The following is a 19,137-nucleotide window of genomic DNA, read 5'->3' as shown; positions in this document are numbered from 1 at the left end:
CCGGTCGAAGTGACCTCAATGCGTGGAGAGTCGAGCGACGTCTACGCCACAGCTGACGGGAACCTGGAAGCTCGGGAGTATGTGCGGCCCGTACGGGCTCGGGCGGACGGCGGTTGGAAACCTGTCGATACCGGCCTCGTGAAGGCTGCGGACGGCTCGGTGGCGCCGAAGGTGACCACGGTCGGGCTGGAGTTCTCCGGTGGCGGGGACGAGCCGCTGGTGCGGATGACGAAGACCGGCCGCGAACTCGCCCTCTCCTGGCCGGGGAAGCTGCCCGAGCCCACGCTCGACGGCAACACTGCCACGTACGAGAACGTGCTGCCGGACGTAGACCTGCGGATGGGCGCCCAGGAGGACGGATTCACCCAGCTCCTCGTCGTCAAGTCCGCCAAGGCAGCCGCCAGTCCGGGACTCGCCGCGGTGCGTCTGAAGCTCGCGGCCGACGGCCTGGAGGTGAAGGAGACCGCTGAGGGCGGGCTTGAGGCGTCGGACGTGGGCGCGCAGGGGGCAGTATTCGAGGCCCCGCGTCCGATGATGTGGGACTCCAGCCAGGGTGACGCCCCGACCAGGCAGAAGGCCGCCGGGCCCCGAGCCAAGGCGCTGCGCAGCGCCGCCCCGCAGCAGGACTCGGAGCCCGCAGCCGCGGAGTCCGGCAAGCTCGCGCCGGTGGGTGTGGAGGTCCCTGAGAACGGAAAGAAGCTGGTGCTCACCCCGGATGAGGACGTGCTGAAGGGCAAGGGCACGACCTATCCGGTGTTCATTGACCCGCAGTGGTCCTCGCCGCGAGCAACGGCGTGGACGATGGCGTCGAAGTACTGGGCCGACTCGCCTCAGTGGAAGTTCAACGGCGAGAACAACGCGGGCATGGGGTACTGCAATTGGTACTACTGCATGCCGCATGACACCAAGCGGCTGTTCTACCGCATCCCGGTGTCGAAGTTCGCGGGAAAGTCGATCCTGTCGGCTGAGTTCGTGGTGAAGAACACCTGGTCGGCTTCCTGCTCGGACCGCTCGGTGGAGCTGTGGCAGACCGAGGACATCTCCTCGTCGACGACGTGGAACTCGCAGAACGAACGCGGGTTCTGGAAGAAGGAGCTGTCCTCGAAGTCCTTCGCCTACGGAGCTGAAGGCTGTGCGGCCAAGGACGCGGAGTTCTCGGTGAAGTCGGCCGTGCAGGCCGCGTCCGACGACAAGGACCGGACGATGACGTTCGGTCTGCGGGCCGGCAGTGAGTCCGACGCGTACGGCTGGAAGCGGTTCTCGAACAAGGCGTTCCTGCGGGTGAAGTACAACCGTCCGCCGTCTCAGCTGAAGATGTCTCAGCTGCGCATGGAGTACGGAGGCGTCTGCGCGAAGCCGGGCAGCACACCGCGGGTGAGGACGCTGGGGAAGATCCGCGCCAAGAAGGTGAAGGACCCCGACGGGGACCGTGTCTCGGTGCAGTTCCAGGCCAAGTGGGATGCCGGTAACGGCAAGACCGGGAGCTGGAAGCCCGACCGCACTTCCGCCAAGAAGTCCGGTTCCGACTTCAACATCAGCCTTCCCGGGTCGATTCCGGAGAACAAGCAGGTCAATTGGTATGCACGGGTCTATGACGGGGCTCAGTACTCGCCGTGGTCCTACGCGGGAGACCCGACCGCCTGCTACTTCATCCACGACACCAAGGTGCCCAAGGGGCCCGCGATCACCTCGAACGACTACCCGGCCTCCGACTCGGAGGACCCGAATGACCCGTGGTACGACGGGGTGGGCAAGTACGGGAAGTTCGAGCTGAACGCCGCCGAGAAGGACGTGACGTCCTACCGGTACGGCATCAACGTCAACCCCAGCTCGAAGAACAAGATCACCACAACGGGTGGTGCGGCCAAGACGCTGTCGGCGCTGCCCGCCGAGGCCGGCCCGAACTTCATCACCGCGCAGTCCTTCGACGCGGCCGGTAACGGCAGTGAGATCCATACGTACGAGTTCCGGGTCAAGGCGGGCCAGCCCGACCGTGCGTCCTGGTCTCTGGATGAAGCCAAGGGAGCGAGCGAGGCCAAGGGGTCGACGCCCCCGCGCACCGCGCAGCTGCACGGCGGCGTCACGCCAGGGGCGACCGGTGTGCGCGGCTCGGCGGCCTCCTTCAACGGCACGGACGGCTACGCCGCCAGTGACCTTCCGGTCGTGGACACCAGCCGTGGCTTCGCCGTCTCGGCCTGGGCCAAGCTGTCCAAGATGCCCGAGGGCGCCGCGGTGATCGCTACCCAGCCGGGCAATCACAGCCCGGGCTTCGAGCTGTACTACACGCAGAAGTACGACCGGTGGGCGTTCAACCAGTACAAGTCCGACACGCCTGACGCGAGCATCGCCCGGGTCATGGCGGACAAGCCCGGCGGCGTCGGCGTGGACAAGTGGACGCACCTGGTGGGCTCCTACGACTCGGCGCGAGACGTCCTGGAACTGTATGTGGACGGCAAACTCGTCGGCCAGGCCGCCTACGCCGATCCATGGGAGGCCCGCCGCGGCTTCCAGCTGGGCGCCGCTTCCTACGGCGGTACACCGTCGGCCTTCTTCCCCGGTGCGATCGACGAGGTGCAGCTGTTCGACAAGCCGCTCGCCCAGGACGAGGTCGACAAGCTGCGCGCGCACGAGACAGCAGGTGACCCCGGCCGTCCCGCGGTCGCGGTATTCGACCTGGACGAGAAGGCCGACGCGAAGGAGATCACCGGCTACGGTGGCGTGCTTCCGGCGGCGTACCAGGGCGGCGTCACCACCGGCGTGCAGGGCGTGACGGGCAAGGCGGCCAAGTTCAACGGCAGCGACGGCTACGCCCGGATCGGCAAGAACAGCGGCCCGCACGTGAACACCTCGCGCAGCTTCACCGTCTCGGCCTGGGCCAAGCTCAGCAAGAAACCGGACGGGGCAGCGATCATCACGGCACAGGCCGGGAAGAAGGCCTCCGGTTTCGAGCTGTACTACTCCTCCGCCTACGACCGGTGGGCGGTCAACCAGTACTCCGCCGATGCCGCTGACGCCAAGCCCATCCGGGCCATGCAGGCCGACGATGACCAGGCCCGCATCGGGGAATGGACCCACCTGGTGGGTGTGCACGACACTGTCGCCAACACCCTGACGCTGTACGTGAACGGAACCGAGGCCGGCACCACCGAGCTGGCCGGAGCGTTCTACGCCGATCAGTCCATGTACATCGGCGCCGGCTCCTACGACGGGCAGGTCAAGAGCCACTTCCCCGGCACCATCGATGAGGTGCGCCTGCTGGACCGGCCCGTCTCGGCCGAGGAGGTGCGGCAGATGGTCAAGCAGCGCCCGCTGGTCAAGGGCCGCTGGAACTTCGAAACAGTGACCGGCGCCGACCCGGCCAGCACACCGGACTCCTCCGACGAAGACCGGCCGCTGAAGCTTCACGGAGGCGCCAAGGCCGGCGAAGGCATGGTCGACGAGCACGGTCTTGATCTGAATGGCACCAACGGGTACGCGGCCACCAACGGGGTGCCGATGGGCACCAGCACCAGCTACACCGTGACCGCCTGGGCCAAGGCAGCCGCGCTTCCCAAGCGCCAGGTCGCGCTCCTGAGTGCGGAAGGCAGCCGACAGAGCGCGTTCACCGTGCGCTTCGTGCCCGCCAAGTCCGGCAAGAGGGGCCTTGAGGGTATGGGGCGCTGGGAGCTCGCCATCCCGGACAAGGACGACTCCGACCCCTCGGTCGAAAGCATCGCCCACACCGAGTTCACCGATGTGACGGACTGGAATCACCTGGCGGTCGTCTACGACGGTTTCACCAACGAGGTCCGTCTGTATGTGAACGGGGCGCTGCAAGAAGAAGCGTGTGGCGATGCCGACGGCGACGGCGAGGCCGATGAGTCCGGCTGCCAGGACCTCATCTCGAGCGCGGAGGACACGCTGGCCTTCAAGGCGACCAAGTCCTTCCAGGTCGGCCGCACCAAGACGGACGGCACCTGGGGTGAGTACTTCCCTGGAACCGTCGACGACGTGTGGAGCTTCCAGGGCGCCCTGTCCCAGGCCCAGATCCAGCGACTGGAGAGCCGCTGGGCCGACGTGCCCACCGAGGTCCCCACGGACGACTGAGCCGACCGCTCGCGTGGTGGGCCCCCGTGCCGGGGCCCACCACCCGTACTCCACTTCTGTACCTGTTCAACGTCACCGACCGTGCCCGCATGCGACGGGCAGTCAGGCATGCCGTCCTACCGGCGGCACATAAGGGATCTGAATCACTTGATGAACGGCATATCCAGACCACGCCGTGGCCGCAAGGGGCTGAGGCGAAGAGTGGCAGTGGCTGTGTCCGCCGTGATGGTGGGCACGCTGCTACAAGCGGCCACCACTTCCACGGCGACCGCTGACAGCGGCGGACGCCCCGGTCTTCCCGCGGCGGAGAAGCCTGTCAAGGGCCGCGACGGCGCCAGGACCGAACCGCGCGGGACAGACCACGGGCCGACGACGCCCGCACGGAAGCCGAAGGCCGCCTGGCCCCGCCCCGGCTCCGCCGTGGTGACCGTTCCGGATGCCGCACCGAAGGCCGCCGGCGCACCGAAGCGGGCCAAGGGCCTGCCGCTCTCCGTCGGCGCTCCGAAGGCTGCTGCTGCCCGCTCCGCCGGCCGAAGCGCCACCAAGTCCCGTCCCGCCGCGCGTGGCGGGGTCGATGCCCGGGTGCTGAGCCGGAAGGCGGCCGAACGCGCGGGCGTGAACGGCCTGTTGTTCACCCTCGAATCCGGGGAAGGCAAGGCCGACAAGGCCGGCACTGTCCAGACGAAGGTCGACTACTCCAGCTTCGCCGAGGCCTTCGGCGGCGGTTATGCCTCCCGCCTCACCCTGGTCGAGCTGCCCAGCTGCGCCCTGGAAGCGCCCTCGAAGGACAAGTGCCGCACCGGTAAGCCGGTCCGCACGGTCAACGACACCGAGAAGCAGACCCTGACCGCGAACGCGGTCACCCTGCGCGCCTCCGGCCCGACCGTGCTGGCAGCGGTCGCTGAGGTGGGCGGGAAGAACAGTGACTACAAGGCGACCTCGCTGTCCCCGTCGGCGCAGTGGGACACGGATCTGCGTACCGGTGACTTCTCCTGGTCGTACGACATGCCGGTACCGGAAGTACCGGGCGATCTGAAGCCGAACGTGGGCCTGTCGTACTCCTCGGGCTCGATGGACGGACGCACCGGCAACACGAACAACCAGGCTTCCTGGGTCGGTGACGGGTTCGATCTGTGGCCCGGCTACATCGAGCGCCGCTACAAGGGGTGCGCCGATGACGGGCAGAAGAACGCGGACGGCAACAAGCCCGGTGACCAGTGCTGGGACTACGACAACGCGTTCATCACGTTCAACGGCAAGGGCGGCGAGCTCGTCCCGGTCGGGGATGACGAGTTCAAGTTCCAGCAGGACGACGGCAGCCGCATCAAGAGGCTCTCGTCCACCAGCCGCGGCAACGGGGACAACGACGGTGAGTACTGGCGTCTGACCAACCCGGACGGTGTGCGGTACTACTTCGGCTACAACCGTCTGCCGGGATGGAAGGACGGCAAGGCCACCACCAACTCGGCGTGGACGGTGCCGGTCTTCGGCAACGACAGCGGCGAGCCCTGCCACAAGGACTCTTTCGCCGAGTCCTGGTGTCAGCAGGCATGGCGCTGGAACCTCGACTACGTCGTCGACCCGCGTGGCAATGCCATCGCCTACTACTACGACGAGGAGAAGAACTCCTACGGTCGCAACCTCAAGGCCGAGGACGACACTCCCTACACGCGCGGCGGCTCCCTGGAGCACATCGAGTACGGCCTGAAGTCCTCCTCCATGTACGGCGACAAGCCGCTGGCCAAGGTCGACTTCACCACGTCGGAGCGGTGCATCGTCGACAGCAAGACGGACTGCAAGGACATCGAGAAGGATGCCTTCTACTGGTACGACACGCCGTGGGACCTGCACTGCAAGGCGGGCAGCAAGTGCGACAAGGGCCGTCTGGCCCCGTCCTTCTTCACCCGTAAACGACTGACGGGTGTGACCACCCAGGTCCTCAAGGGCGACGCCTACAGCAAGGTCGACTCCTGGAAGCTGCGTCACCGCTGGGGCAAGGCCGATGTCGACTACCAGCTGCTGCTCGGTTCCATCGAGCGCACGGGCCACACCGCCGAGCCCGCCGTGACACTGCCGCGGACCACTTTCTCCTACACCCAGCTCGAAAATCGCCTGGACAGGACCGGCGACGGATACGCCCCGTTCATCAAGGACCGTCTGGCTACGGTCGCTGACGAGTCCGGTGGCCAGATCGACGTCGATTACTCGGCCCCGGCGTGCAAGTGGGACGCGCTGCCCACTCCGCACTCCAACACCACCCGCTGCTTTCCCCAGTACATCGGCGGGGACTCGGGGGACGACCCCGAGAAGCAGTGGTTCAACAAGTACGTGGTCACTTCCACGACCACTACCGACCGCACCGGCGGCGCACCGGACGCCGTCACGACGTACGACTACCTGGGCGACGCGGCCTGGCACTACGACGATGACGACGGCCTGACGAAGAAGAAGTTCAAGACCTGGTCCCAGTGGCGCGGCTACGGCCACGTCCGTGTGAAGACGGGTGGCCAGGGCGGCGGCGACGCGCTGAAGACGCAGCAGGACTCCTACTTCCTGCGTGGCATGGACGGCGACCGCAAGGAACCCTCCGGCGGCACCAAGTCCGTCGACGTCGCGCTCGGCGACGACGAGGGCGAGCCGATCACCGACCACGAGTCCGCAGCCGGTGTCGAGTACAAGACCGTCACCTACTCCGGCCCGGGCGGCAAGGCGCTGTCCAAGACGGTGAACCGCCCCTGGCACCACCAGACGGCGAAGAAGGTGCGTGACTGGGGCACGGTGACCGCCAACCTCACCGGTGTCTCCCACTCCAAGAGCTGGACCTCGCTGGACGACGGCGCGGGCAAGGACTGGCGCACCACCTCTGTTGCGACGGAGTACGACACCGCCGCGGGCCGCCCCGTGCAGGTCGACGACCGTGGGGACAGCACCACGGCTTCCGACAACCAGTGCACCCGCACCACGTACGCCACCAACACCGACAAGAACATCCTGATGCTGCCGTCGCGCGTGGAGACGGTCACAGGCGCGTGCGCCGACACACCGGACCGTGCCAAGGACGTCGTCTCCGACGTGCGGACCGCCTACGACGGCGGTGCGTATGGTGAGGCCCCCACCAAGGGCGATGCCACGGCGACCGCCACGTTGAAGAAGCACGACGGCTCCAAGGCCACCTACCTGGAGTCCGGCGCGACGTTCGACGACTACGGCCGCCAGCTGACGGCTACCGACCTGACCGCTGATGTCACCGTCACCGGCAAGGGCGACCCTGTCCGTAGTGTGCGCAAGGACGGCCGTACCACCACGACGAGCTACAGCCCGGCCACCGGCTTCGCGGCCAAGGTCACCGAGACGACGCCCCCGGCGAAGGCCGCCGATCCCGACTCGGCGCAGACTTCGGTCACCGAACTGGAGCCGCTGCGTGGCCAGTCGCAGGCCACGGTCGACACCAACGGCAAGCGCACCGAGCTGAGCTACGACGCGCTCGGCCGCTCGTCCAAGGTGTGGCTGCCCGACCGCCGCACCAGCCAGACCCCGAGCTACGAGTTCACGTACTTCGTCGACGAGGGCAAGCCGGTCGCGGTCCGTACCCAGACCCTGAACAACAACGGCGGCCAGGTCCCCTCGTACACGATCTACGACGGCTTCCTGCGGGAGCGCCAGACCCAGGCGGTCGGCCCCGACGGCGGCCGCGTCCTCTCCGACACCTTCTACGACGAACGCGGCCTGACCGCCAAGACGTTCGCCCCCTACTACACCGAGGGCAACCCGAACCGCGACCTGTTCAAGCCGGAAGACGCGCTGAGCGTCGAGTCCCAGACCCGCACCACCTACGACGGTCTGGGCCGCCCGGTTCAGCTTCGGCAGATCGCCGGCAACGGCGACGGCGGCAAGGTCCTGGCCACCACCAGGACCATCTACGGCGGCGATCGCACTACGGTCATCCCGCCCGAAGGTGACACAGCCACCACCACAGTCACCGACGCACGTGACCGCACCACAGAGCTGCGCCAGCACCACACGCGCAGCGGCACCGCGGATTACGACACCACGAAGTACGCGTACACGCCGCGCGGTGAACTGGCGAAGGTGACGGATCCGGCCGGCAACTCCTGGGCGTACGGCTATGACCAGATGGGCCGTCAGACGAGCGCCGACGACCCGGACAAGGGCAGGACGACCACCACGTACGACGACCGCGGCCAGGTCACCAAGACCGAGGACGCCCGCGAGACCGTCCTGTCCCACATCTACGACAACCTCGGCCGCAAGACCGAGCTCCGTGAGGGCAGTCCCACCGGGGAACTGCGCGCGAAGTGGGTCTACGACACCCTCGGCGGAGCCAAGGGCCAGCTGGCCGAGTCCACGCGCTACGTGGACGGGGCCGCGTACACATCCAAGGTCACCATGCTCGACTCCCTCTACCGGCCGATGAAGTCCGCCGTGGTGATCCCCGAAAAGGAAGGCGCGCTGGCCGGCACGTACCAGACCGGCACCCAGTACCTGCCCTCCGGCCTCGTCGGAGGCGTGAGCTACTCCAAGGCGGGCTCCCTGCCCGGCGGCAGCTACAACACCACCTACGACAAGGAGACCCTGCGCCCCCTGTCCGTCCTGGGCGACGGATTCAAGGCCGACACCAGCTACTCGTTGACGGGCAAACCGCTCCAGTACACGCTCGGTGCCTCGGGTGGCAAGAAGATCTGGGCGACCAACACCTACGAGTGGGGCACGCAGCGTCTGGCCACCTCCCGCGTCGACCGCGAGGACCAGCCGGGCGTCGACCAGCACGACACCTACCGCTACGACGAGGCGGGCAACGTCCTGTCCGTCTCGGACGTCTCGCGCACCGGTACCGACACCCAGTGTTTCAACTACGACTACCTGCGCCGTATCACGGAGGCGTGGGCCCAGGGCGACAAGACCTGTGGCACCACCCCGGCCGGTGACAAGATCGGCGGCCCGGCCCCGTACTGGCACTCCTACACCTACGACAAGGCGGGCAACCGCCTCACCGAAACCCTCCACGACACCAGCGGCGCCACCGGCGACAAGGCCAAGGACACCGAGCGCACCTACGAGTACCCCAAGCCGGGTACCGCGCAGCCGCACACTCTGACCTCGGTCACCACTCAGCAGCCTGGCGGAACCGCCACTAAGGACTCCTACGGCTACGACGCGACCGGGAACACCACAGCCCGCACCCTGCGCGGCGACACCCAGAAGCTGACCTGGGACGCCGAGGGCCACCTGGCCGAAGTCACCGAACCGGACGCCAGTGGAAACAGCAAGGCCAAGGCCAAGACCAAGGTCAAGGCCAGCAAGACCACGGAGTACCTCTACGACACCGACGGCAACCGCCTGATCGCCCGCACCCCGACGGAGACCACCCTCTACCTCGGCCACACCGAAGTCACCCTCCCCAAGGGCGCCTCGAAGGCCAAGGCCACCCGTTACACCCCTCTGGGAGGCGGACACGAGGCCGTCACCGCTGACGACGGCACGGTCACCTTCACCACCGCCGATCACCAGGGCACCGGCCAACTCTCCATCGCGGCAGCGGACCTGAAGCTCAACCAGCGCCGCACCCTGCCCTTCGGCGGCCCGCGCGGTGAGCAGCCCAAGGCCTGGCCCGGCACGAAGACGTTCGTCGGCGGAACCGACGACACGACCTCCACCGGCCTGATCCACCTCGGGGCCCGCGAGTACGACCCCACCACCGGCCGCTTCATCTCCGTCGATCCCCTCATGGACCTGATGGATCCGCAGCAGATGAACGGCTACGCCTACGGCAACAACAGCCCGCTGGTGTACTCCGACGCAACGGGCATGTTCTCGATGTCCGGCGTGATCGATCTGATGCGGTCGGCGAAGAAGCTCTACAACAAGGCCGTCTCCTACTATCGCTCCCAGCGCTCGGACAGCAACGCCAGCCCCAGCTTCGGCGGGGGCGGCGGCAGAAACATCGGCGGCGGCTACTGGGGCGGCAGCGGGTCCGCCAGCAACGCCCTGTACACCGGTGGCGGTGGCGGCCGGATGACCCAGACGGAGTTCGGACTCCCCTTCAATCCGATCCCCTTCCCCAAACCGCCCACGCCGAAGCAGTTCTTCAGCGACCTGACGGATCTGGTCGCTCCTGACGTCGAGGCGGCACAGGGATGCTGGGACGAGCCTGGAGCCAACTGGGACTGTGGCTCTACCGCCGCGGAGTTCCTTCCGTTGGGCAAGATATTCAAGGCGCCGGCCAAGGCCTTGGCGAAGGCGCTCAAGAAGGCGAAGAAAGCAGAGGGATCAGCAGGGAGAGCCGGTAAGGGCGTATCCCGCGACTGCAAGTGCTTCCTGGCCGGCACCGACGTCCTCATGGCCGACGGTTCGACCAAGAACATCGAGAACGTCGAACTCGGCGACAAGGTCCTGGCCACCGACCCGGAGACCGGCGAGACCAGCGAACGCGAAGTCACCGCGACTATCGTCACCGACGACGACAAGCAGTTCACCGAACTCACCATCTCCACCCCTGACGGCCCTGAAAAACTGACCGCCACCTACGAGCACCCCTTCTGGTCGGTCAAACAGAAGGCCTGGGTCGAAGCCGGAGACCTCAAGCCGGGCGCGACCCTGCGCACGGACGACGGCCGCACGGTCACCGTGGCCGCCACTCGCCAGTACCTGGACCACCAGCGCACCTATAACCTCACCATTGAGGGTCTGCATACGTACTATGTACTCGCTGGTCAGACGCCGGTCCTCGTTCACAACAGCGACTGCCCACCCGCGTCGAAATACGAGGACATCACGAGTCCCGGTGCCCGCATGCTGAACAAGTCGACAGACGTGGGTCCCGTGGACTTCGGAAAGAACCTTGAGGCCAATGGGTGGAGCCGCACCGAAAAGGGCCCGAACCTTATGTACGAGAAGGATGGGGCAAGGTATTTCCTTCGAGGGAAGGCGAACAGCCACAAGGGGTGGACGGCTGACTACTACAATCCGGGGTCCAAGAAGGCCGACATCAAGATCAGGCTGGGTGAGGACTGATGGCAGAGACAGGTTCGCTAGTGATCGATCGCAGCGACTATCTGGGTGTTCGCTCACGTAGTGCAGCCACCTTCGATCTTGATGCCAGGCTGCCTGGCCAGGTCTTCAGAGAGGGTGCGGAGGGCTCGCTGTTCTGTGAGTTCGATGCGGTCCTCACCCCGGAATTCTGGCCGGCGCTCTGCGCGATGGCCCGGTGGCATGGCGACAGTCACGTCGAACTGCTGGTTCTTGAGCCGGGTTGCGATGACTTCTACCGTCCGGAGTATCGGATGTATCCGGCGTTGTCGTTGTCCGTAGAGGCCGACATGGACAACTACTGGGCGGCGATCGGTCACGAGCCGGACGGTGACATCATGGGGTCGATTGCAATCTCCGCGAACGTCATCGCTGTGACCGGAGCTTCCGGAAGATGGGGATGTTGGGGTGAAAGAGATCCCGAGGTTGCAGTTTTTCGGGGGTTTCCCAACGTCGCCGCACAAAATGAATGGCGCGCGCAGTTCGGGCCCTTCCTGGAGGTGTCAGGCGCTCTGGAGTCGTATCTCCCACTGACCTTCGCGGGGCGGACCGTCCCGGAAGAGTACGCCGCAACCCTGACCGCCAACTACGGACCTCCGAGCGGTAGGCGGCCGTAACGGCACGGAGCATCCCGCCGAAACATCGACGGGATGCTCCGTCGGCATCATGGGAACCAAGACTCCTCGTTGAGTTCCATGATCCGGCCCAGATGCCGAGCCCCGCACAGAAGAACGCTCATGCACATAGGAAGCCCCGTCAGGTGAGTCCTGGCGGGGCTTTTGTGCGGGGTGACGGCAGTAGTTGACGGCAACGTCAGTGGACGAGAGCTGCGTGAGGTGGCGGTGACGCGGATGTGGGCGTGGCCCAACAGCTCCTTGATCACGATGAGTTCCACTCCTTGTTCCAGGAGGAGGGCGGCGGTCGAGTGGCGGGTTCGTGGAAGCGGATCGTCCGGAGTTCTGCGCTGTGTAGGAGGCGGAAGCGGCGGGTGAGATGGGTAGGGTCGCCTGGCGCTCTTCCTGCTGCCGTCCCAGGTAGATCTTGACGGAGCTGATGCATTCGGTGGGGAGGGCGATGTGGCGTTCCGAGGCGAGGGTCTTGGTGTTCAGGACGGTCAGGTTCTCGGTGCGCGTGTGCTGGAGGGGCGGGGGCTCCACCTTCCGCGGCTCGCGGGCCACCCGGGATGCGTGACGCATTGTGGTCCACAGCCCGCGAGGGCTTCCACCTGGTCAGGAGCACAGAACCAGCCCCCGCTCATAGGGGCGTCCATGACAGATGAGAGGGTCAGGCGAGTGAGTGAGACACCGAAGAGCACCCTCCAGTACCGCTTTGACGGGCCAGAAGACGAGGACCTCGTGGTCCAGGTGCATCAACGTTGTTGGTGACTTCCGTGTGACTCGTGTGACACGCCGAAGCCCGCCGGATCGGGTCCGGCGGGGGCTTCCACGTGCCGTGGGTCACGCTGGCGCGGGGTCTGTGCCGCGGGTTCCGCTGTGCTCGGGCTCGCCGCTGTCGAGGGCGCGGAGCTCGGGGATCTGGTGAAGCGTGCGCAGGCTTCACCGCGAGCGTGGCCCCCGGACCCGGAGGCTCGGGGCGGCGGAGGCCAACCTCCGTGGCCCTGCGTCAAGGCGCGCTTTGCCCTGACGGTCGCCCTGGCGCTCAACGCCGGGGCGTCGCTGGACGTGACCGACCCGGTGCGGCGGACGCCGGAAGCGCGCCTCGTCCGGCTCACCCTCACGGCCGCCGCCGTGCTGGACGACCTCACCGGTGATGCCTGGGACACGGTGGATGAGCGGCTGCGTTTCCTCGTGGCGAGGGTTGCGGCCTGGGCCGGACATGAACCTCAGCTGACCCGTTCCACCCTGTGTACGGAAGGGCCCGCACGGCAAGCGTCGGCAAGCCGTGCGGGCCCTTCCGCGTCATCCCCTACTTTGCGGACGCACACGTCCTAGTGGGGCGCATTCCGCCTCCCCGGTGGGAGATGAATGGGAGACAAGTGGGAGATGATCATGGCGTGGTGCTGCATTCAGGCGCTAGGAAATGCTAGATAGCGCTACCTGTGCGGCCCTGGCTCACCCCGCCGATTCCCCCGCGTGGGGGCTGAGCACACCCATGCTGACCAGCACGACGAGCACGATGCCGAGCAGGATCCGGTAGTAGACGAACGGCATGAAGCTCTTGGTGGTGATGAACTTCATGAACCATGCGATGACCGCGTAGCCGACCAGGAACGCGACGATCGTCGCGAAGATCGTCGGGCCCCAGGAGACATGGCCCTCGCCCGCCTCCTTCAGTTCGAAGACACCCGAGGCGAGGACGGCGGGGATCGCCAGGAGGAAGGAGTAGCGGGCCGCGGCCTCGCGGGTGTACCCCATGAGGAGGCCGCCGCTGATCGTGGCGCCGGAGCGGGAGACGCCCGGGATCAGGGCCATGGCCTGGCAGACGCCGAAGATCAGGCCGTCCTTGACGCCCAGTTCCTTGAGGCCCTTGCGGTGGCGTACGGCGCGGTGCTTGCCGCCCGTCTCGTCGCGGGCCGCGAGCCGGTCGGCGATGCCGAGGACGATGCCCATGACGATCAGCGTGGTGGCGATCAGGCGCAGATCGCGGAAGGGGCCCTCGATGTGGTCCTTGAAGGTCACGCCGAGTACGCCGATCGGAATCGAGCCGACGATGACGAGCCAGCCCATCTGCGCGTCGTGGTCCGAGCGCGGCACCTTCCCGAACAGCGAGCCGAACCACGCCGACAGGATCCGCGCGATGTCCTTGCGGAAGTAGATCAGCACGGCCGTCTCGGTGCCGATCTGCGTGATCGCCGTGAAGGCGGCGCCGGGATCGTGCCACCCCGCGAAGGCCGCCGTCAGCCGCAGATGCGCGCTGGAGGAGATCGGGAGGAACTCGGTCAGTCCCTGGACGAGCCCGAGGATGAGGGATTCAAGCCAAGACATGAGAACTGCGCCGTCCAAGTACTGATCATCAGACCGCGTGTGCGGTCACAGCGGTCATCAAGGTCATCAGGGTCATCGGGGTCAAGAGGGCGTTGAGGGCACCGAGGTGCGTGGGTGAGGCGTGCGGGAGGCGTGAAGAGAAGCGGAACGCCGAGGGGCGAGGGGTGATCACGCCCCCCGTCGTGGGGGCAGCGTAGCGGCCTTGGGTTACGGGGCTGCCGGGAGGGCCGCCGCGGGGCCCGCCGTCGTCCAGCCCGGCGTCTGCGGATGCGCGGTGAGATCGTCGTGCTCGACCGCGTCACCGCAGGCCGAGCAGGTCACCACCGGCACCAGTTCGTTTCCGCAGGAGTGCTCCAGGACCATCGGGCGGCCGTCGTCCCCGCGCAGATGCCGGTCGCCCCACGCCATGAGGGTCATCAGGACCGGCTCCAGTTCGAGGCCCGCCCGCGTCGGCCGGTACCGGAAGCGCCGCGGGCGCTCGCTGTAGGCGACCTTCTCCAGGACGCCCGCCTCCACCAGCCGGCGAAGGCGCGTCGCGAGGATGTCGCGGGGTGCCCCGATGTTCCGTACGAGCTGGTCGAAGCGTTCGTTGCCGAGGCACACCTCCCGCAGTACGAGCAGGGAGTACTTCTCGCCCACGAGAGCGAGGGCGTCGGCGATGGAGCAGGGGCGCGGATCCTTCATGCGGGGCAGTCTAGGCGGCCACGAAGAGAGGGTTTGATTTTCCAACGCACGGAGCTATGGTGAGTCCAGATTTCCTACTCACTGGTAGCCCCATCGGTAGCCGAAAGAGGCCGCACCATGCGTGACGCCGTCATCGTCGAAGCCGTACGCACCCCCGTCGGCAAGGGCAAGCCCAACGGCGCCCTCGCCGGCGTCCACCCCGTCGAACTCCTCGCCCACACCCTGCGCACCCTCGTCGAGCGCAGCGGAATCGACCCCGCCCTCGTCGACGACGTCATCGGCGGGACCGTCGACCAGGTCGCCGAGCAGGCCATGAACACCACCCGCTACGCCGTCCTGTCGGCGGGCTTCCCCGAGTCCGTGCCCGCGACCACGGTCGACCGGCAGTGCGGTTCCTCGCAGCAGGCCGTGCACTTCGCGGCGCAGGGCGTCATGTCGGGGGCGTACGACATGGTCGTGGCCTGCGGCGTGGAGTCGATGAGCCGCGTGCCGATGTGGTCGAACGTGCCCGCCGGAGCCGACCCGTTCGGGCCCGGCATCGCCGAGCGCTACCCCGACGGCCTGGTCCCGCAGGGCATCAGCGCCGAGCTGATCGCCGCCAAGTGGTCCATCGGGCGCGACCGGATGGACGCCTTCGCCACGGCCTCCCACCAGCGCGCCGCGCGCGCCTGGGACGCGGGCCTCTTCGACGCCGAGACCGCGCCGATCGCGGGTCTGACGCGTGACGAGTCGGTGCGCCCCGCCACCACCCCCGAGGTCCTCGCGGGCCTCAAGCCCGCCTACTACGACCCCGCCTTCGGCGAGCGCTTCCCGCAGATCGACTGGTCCGTGACGGCGGGCAACTCCAGCCCCATCAACGACGGCGCGTCCGCCGTCCTCATCACCACCAGCGAGCACGCGGCCCGGCTCGGCCTGCGCCCGCTCGCCCGCCTGCACAGCTTCGCCGTCACCGGCTCCGACCCGCTCATGATGCTCACCGGCATCCTGCCCGCCACGGAGAAGGTGCTGCGCAAGGCGTCGCTGACCCTCGACGACATCGACCTGTTCGAGGTCAACGAGGCCTTCGCCGGTGTGGTCCTGGCCTGGCTGCAGGAGACCGGCGCCGACCACGAGAAGGTCAACGTGCACGGCGGGGCCATCGCGCTTGGCCACCCGCTCGGCGCCAGCGGCACCCGCCTGATGACCACGCTCGTGCACGCCATGCGCGTCCGCGGCGCCCGGTACGCCCTGCAGACCATGTGCGAGGCGGGCGGGCTCGCCAACGCGACCGTGCTGGAGGCGCTCTGACGGTTCCGGAAGCGCCGGCGTCCCCCGGCGGTCAGCGGGCGGCGCGGAAGTGGTGGCGTTTGAACCAGGCCACCGCCGCCCCGGCCAGACCCGTCACCGCGATGAAACCCATCGCGATCAGGAAGACGGGCGACGTCGGCGTCGAGGCGCGGGCGCCCGCGATGACGTACGCCGCCGTGTTCGGGATCGACCCGAGGCCCGTGGCGACCAGGAACGGCAGCCAGCCCATGCGGGAGACCGCCGCGCAGTAGTTGGCCGCGGCGAACGGCACGCCGGGGAAGAGCCGCGCGGCCAGCATCGACCGGAAGCCGTGCCGGCTGAGCTGGCCGTCCGCCGCCTTCAGCCAGCGGCCCCGCAGCAGCGGCCGCAGCGCGTCCTGGCCCAGCATCCGGCCAAGACCGAAGGCGATCCCGGCACCGAACACCGTGCCGGCGATCGCCGCGACGAGACCCGCCTGCGAGCCGAAGAGCGCGCCCGCCGCCAGATTGAGCAGCGGCCGCGGCACGAACGCGGCGGTGCACGCCCCGTACGCCACCGCGAACAGGGCCACCGCCGTGGCACCGCCCAACTGCGCGGGCCAGCCGTCGGAGAGGAGCCGCTGCGGCTCGAACAGGAACACGCAGGTCCCCGCCGTCGCGAGCAGCACCAGGAGCAGCGACAGCCGTGACCACGGAGACAGCAGGGCCCTGGTGCAGCGCACGGCGAGGCCCTGAGGTCGGGCGGTTGCGGTCTCGAACATCCGGGAAGACTAACCGGCCGATGTGTCTGATCGCCGTATGGTGCGTCTCATGAGCGTCACAGTCCCGAGCAGTGACCTCGCCGACGCCGTGCTCGACCGGCTCGTCGAGACCTACACCGCCGCGGCCGATTCGCCGCGGGCCGCGCAGATGCGGGCGTACATGAAGGACATCGCCCCCTTCCTCGGCCTGACCTCGCCCGTGCGCCGCGAGTTGTCCCGTGCGGTGCTCGCCGGGACGCCGCGCCCCGACGAGGCGGACTGCGCGGCGATCGCACTGCGCTGCTGGGCCCTGCCCGAACGGGAGTACGCCTACTTCGCCGTGGACTATCTGCGCCGCCACGTGAAGCGCTGCTCGTCCGGCTTCCTGCCCGTCGCGCGCCACCTCGTGACGACGCGCTCCTGGTGGGACACCGTCGATCTGCTCGCCGCGCACGTCGTCGGCGGCCTGGTCGCCGCCGACCCCGGGCTGCGCACGGCCATGGACGAGTGGATCGAGGACGAGGACCTGTGGGTGGCCCGCACGGCTCTCCTCCATCAGCTGCGCCACAAGTCCGCGACGGACTCCGAGCGCCTCTTCGCCTACTGCGTACGGCAGTCCGGGCACCCCGACTTCTTCATCAGGAAAGCCATCGGCTGGTCCCTTCGGGAGTACGCCAAGACCGACCCGGAAGCGGTACGCGCCTTCGTCGGACGCCAACGGCACCGGCTCTCCCCGCTCTCGGTGCGGGAAGCGCTGAAGAACCTCTGAACCCGGCGCGGGCGAAAACCGTTCGACGCGGGCGCCCGCTTCGGTGAGGATCGGAGCCATGTTCCGGTACGCCTTCCTCGCAGCCACGCCCGCAGTCGCGGGCGCTGCGAAGGCTGCCGTCCTCGCCCCCGCCGCCTTCGACGGCGCCCGAAGCTGACCCTCCCCGGAGACTCCGGCGGACCCCGCAGGGGGAGGGTCGGTCAGGCCCCAGGGGTCCCCGTCCCGACCGCGCGCACACCGCGGGTCCGGGCAACAGCTTCGAGTTCCGGAGAAGGAACCACCATGCCCAAGACGGCTTACGTCCGCACGAAACCGCACCTCAACATCGGCACCATGGGCCACGTCGACCACGGCAAGACGACACTGACCGCCGCCATCACCAAGGTCCTCAGCGAGCGCGGCACCGGCACGTTCGTGCCCTTCGACCGCATCGACCGGGCGCCGGAGGAGGCGCAGCGCGGCATCACCATCAACATCGCGCACGTCGAGTACGAGACGGACACCCGGCACTACGCGCACGTGGACATGCCGGGCCACGCCGACTACGTCAAGAACATGGTCACCGGCGCCGCCCAGCTCGACGGGGCGATCCTCGTCGTCTCGGCGCTCGACGGGATCATGCCGCAGACCGCCGAGCACGTGCTGCTCGGCCGTCAGGTCGGCGTCGACCACATCGTCGTCGCCCTCAACAAGGCCGACGCGGGGGACGAGGAGCTGACCGACCTCGTCGAGCTGGAGGTCCGCGACCTGCTCTCCGCGCACGGGTACGGCGGGGACTCGGTCCCGGTCGTACGGGTCTCCGGGCTCAAGGCGCTGGAGGGCGAGCCGCGGTGGACCGCCGCGATCGAGGCGCTGCTGGACGCGGTGGACACGTATGTGCCGATGCCCGAGCGGTATGTCGACGCGCCGTTCCTGCTGCCGGTCGAGAACGTGCTCACCATCACCGGACGCGGCACCGTCGTCACCGGCGCCGTCGAGCGCGGCACCATCCGCGTCGGCGACCGCGTGGAGGTCCTCGGCGCCGACACGGAGACGGTGGTCACCGGCCTGGAGACCTTCGGCAAGCCCATGGAGGAGGCGCAGGCCGGGGACAACGTGGCGCTGCTGCTGCGCGGTCTGCCACGCGACGCGGTGCGCCGCGGCCATGTGGTCGCGGCGCCCGGCAGCGTCACTCCGCGGCGCCGCTTCACCGCCCAGGTGTACGTCCTTTCGGCGCGGGAGGGCGGGCGCACGACGCCGATCGCCACCGGGTACCGGCCGCAGTTCTACATCCGCACCGCGGACGTGGTCGGCGACGTCGACCTCGGCGGGGCGGCCGTGGTCCGGCCCGGCGAGACGGTCACGATGACGGTCGAACTGGGCCGTGACGTGCCGCTGGAGACGGGCCTCGGCTTCGCGATCCGCGAGGGCGGACGCACGGTCGGCGCGGGCACGGTCACGGAGGTCGTCTGACGGGGCATGCCTGCCCCGTACCGCCCGCCTCAGGGCGTCAAGCTATCGAGCCTCTGACCTCTGAGGCGGGCGGGCACAATGGGGGCGTGGACGAGCACGAGTTCGAGACCGGCGCAGGGGCCGATGGCGGGACCGCCGGGGCGGGGGCG

General features: G+C 68.2%; 9 protein-coding genes and 1 pseudogene. 6 read left to right on the top strand and 4 right to left on the bottom strand.

What is annotated here, in order from left to right:
• Positions 1-18: 18 nt before the first annotated feature.
• From DMA15_RS04810 to DMA15_RS04800, 3 genes are all read left to right on the top strand, one after another.
• Positions 19-4,086, top strand: a complete 4,068-nt coding sequence (locus DMA15_RS04810; RefSeq protein WP_240659679.1) for a LamG domain-containing protein — start codon at positions 19-21, stop codon at positions 4,084-4,086.
• A gap of 225 nt (positions 4,087-4,311) precedes the next feature.
• Positions 4,312-11,118, top strand: a complete 6,807-nt coding sequence (locus DMA15_RS04805) for a polymorphic toxin-type HINT domain-containing protein (RefSeq protein ID WP_125517309.1) — start codon at positions 4,312-4,314, stop codon at positions 11,116-11,118.
• Positions 11,118-11,750, top strand: coding sequence for a hypothetical protein (locus DMA15_RS04800; protein WP_125511416.1), 633 nt, complete (start codon positions 11,118-11,120; stop codon positions 11,748-11,750). Before DMA15_RS04805 ends, DMA15_RS04800 begins: the two co-directional genes overlap by 1 nt.
• A gap of 221 nt (positions 11,751-11,971) precedes the next feature.
• Here the strand turns inward: DMA15_RS04800 and DMA15_RS37310 are convergent.
• The 3 genes and pseudogenes from DMA15_RS37310 to DMA15_RS04785 all read right to left on the bottom strand — a co-directional run.
• Positions 11,972-12,275, bottom strand: a pseudogene (locus tag DMA15_RS37310) (tyrosine-type recombinase/integrase); the annotation flags it as partial.
• A 930-nt stretch (positions 12,276-13,205) separates the two neighbouring features.
• Positions 13,206-14,078 (bottom strand): undecaprenyl-diphosphate phosphatase, encoded by an 873-nt coding sequence (locus DMA15_RS04790; protein WP_125511415.1) that lies wholly within the window; start codon positions 14,076-14,078, stop codon positions 13,206-13,208.
• A gap of 207 nt (positions 14,079-14,285) precedes the next feature.
• Positions 14,286-14,771, bottom strand: coding sequence for a helix-turn-helix domain-containing protein (locus tag DMA15_RS04785; RefSeq protein ID WP_125517307.1), 486 nt, complete (start codon positions 14,769-14,771; stop codon positions 14,286-14,288).
• Positions 14,772-14,879: 108 nt separating this feature from the next.
• Between DMA15_RS04785 and DMA15_RS04780 the strand changes: the two genes are divergently transcribed.
• Positions 14,880-16,049, top strand: coding sequence for a thiolase family protein (locus DMA15_RS04780; protein WP_125511414.1), 1,170 nt, complete (start codon positions 14,880-14,882; stop codon positions 16,047-16,049).
• A gap of 31 nt (positions 16,050-16,080) precedes the next feature.
• Here DMA15_RS04780 and DMA15_RS04775 read toward each other — a convergent pair whose 3' ends face one another.
• On the bottom strand, positions 16,081-16,788 hold the full coding sequence (locus tag DMA15_RS04775; protein ID WP_125511413.1) for a TVP38/TMEM64 family protein: 708 nt from the start codon (positions 16,786-16,788) through the stop codon (positions 16,081-16,083).
• A gap of 49 nt (positions 16,789-16,837) precedes the next feature.
• Between DMA15_RS04775 and DMA15_RS04770 the strand changes: the two genes are divergently transcribed.
• Entirely contained in the window at positions 16,838-17,536 is a 699-nt protein-coding gene (locus DMA15_RS04770) for a DNA alkylation repair protein (RefSeq protein ID WP_125511412.1), read from the top strand.
• Positions 17,537-17,818: 282 nt separating this feature from the next.
• On the top strand, positions 17,819-18,988 hold the full coding sequence (gene tuf / locus DMA15_RS04765) for an elongation factor Tu (protein WP_125511411.1): 1,170 nt from the start codon (positions 17,819-17,821) through the stop codon (positions 18,986-18,988).
• Positions 18,989-19,137: the final 149 nt, after the last annotated feature.

The organism is Streptomyces sp. WAC 01529, from assembly GCF_003945545.1.
Classification (GTDB): domain Bacteria; phylum Actinomycetota; class Actinomycetes; order Streptomycetales; family Streptomycetaceae; genus Streptomyces; species Streptomyces anatolicus.
This window is presented reverse-complemented; position numbering and strand designations above follow the sequence as displayed.

What these genes read in the sequence shown, in the direction of transcription:
- DMA15_RS04805 (WP_125517309.1), top strand. Translation starts at nt 4,312, where the DNA reads ATGGTGGGCACGCTGCTACAAGCGGCCACCACTTCCACGGCGACCGCT.
- DMA15_RS04800 (WP_125511416.1), top strand. Translation starts at nt 11,118, where the DNA reads ATGGCAGAGACAGGTTCGCTAGTGATCGATCGCAGCGACTATCTGGGT.
- DMA15_RS04810 (WP_240659679.1), top strand. Translation starts at nt 19, where the DNA reads ATGCGTGGAGAGTCGAGCGACGTCTACGCCACAGCTGACGGGAACCTG.
- DMA15_RS04780 (WP_125511414.1), top strand. Translation starts at nt 14,880, where the DNA reads ATGCGTGACGCCGTCATCGTCGAAGCCGTACGCACCCCCGTCGGCAAG.
- DMA15_RS04770 (WP_125511412.1), top strand. Translation starts at nt 16,838, where the DNA reads ATGAGCGTCACAGTCCCGAGCAGTGACCTCGCCGACGCCGTGCTCGAC.
- DMA15_RS04775 (WP_125511413.1), bottom strand. Translation starts at nt 16,788, where the DNA reads ATGTTCGAGACCGCAACCGCCCGACCTCAGGGCCTCGCCGTGCGCTGC.
- DMA15_RS04790 (WP_125511415.1), bottom strand. Translation starts at nt 14,078, where the DNA reads ATGTCTTGGCTTGAATCCCTCATCCTCGGGCTCGTCCAGGGACTGACC.
- tuf (WP_125511411.1), top strand. Translation starts at nt 17,819, where the DNA reads ATGCCCAAGACGGCTTACGTCCGCACGAAACCGCACCTCAACATCGGC.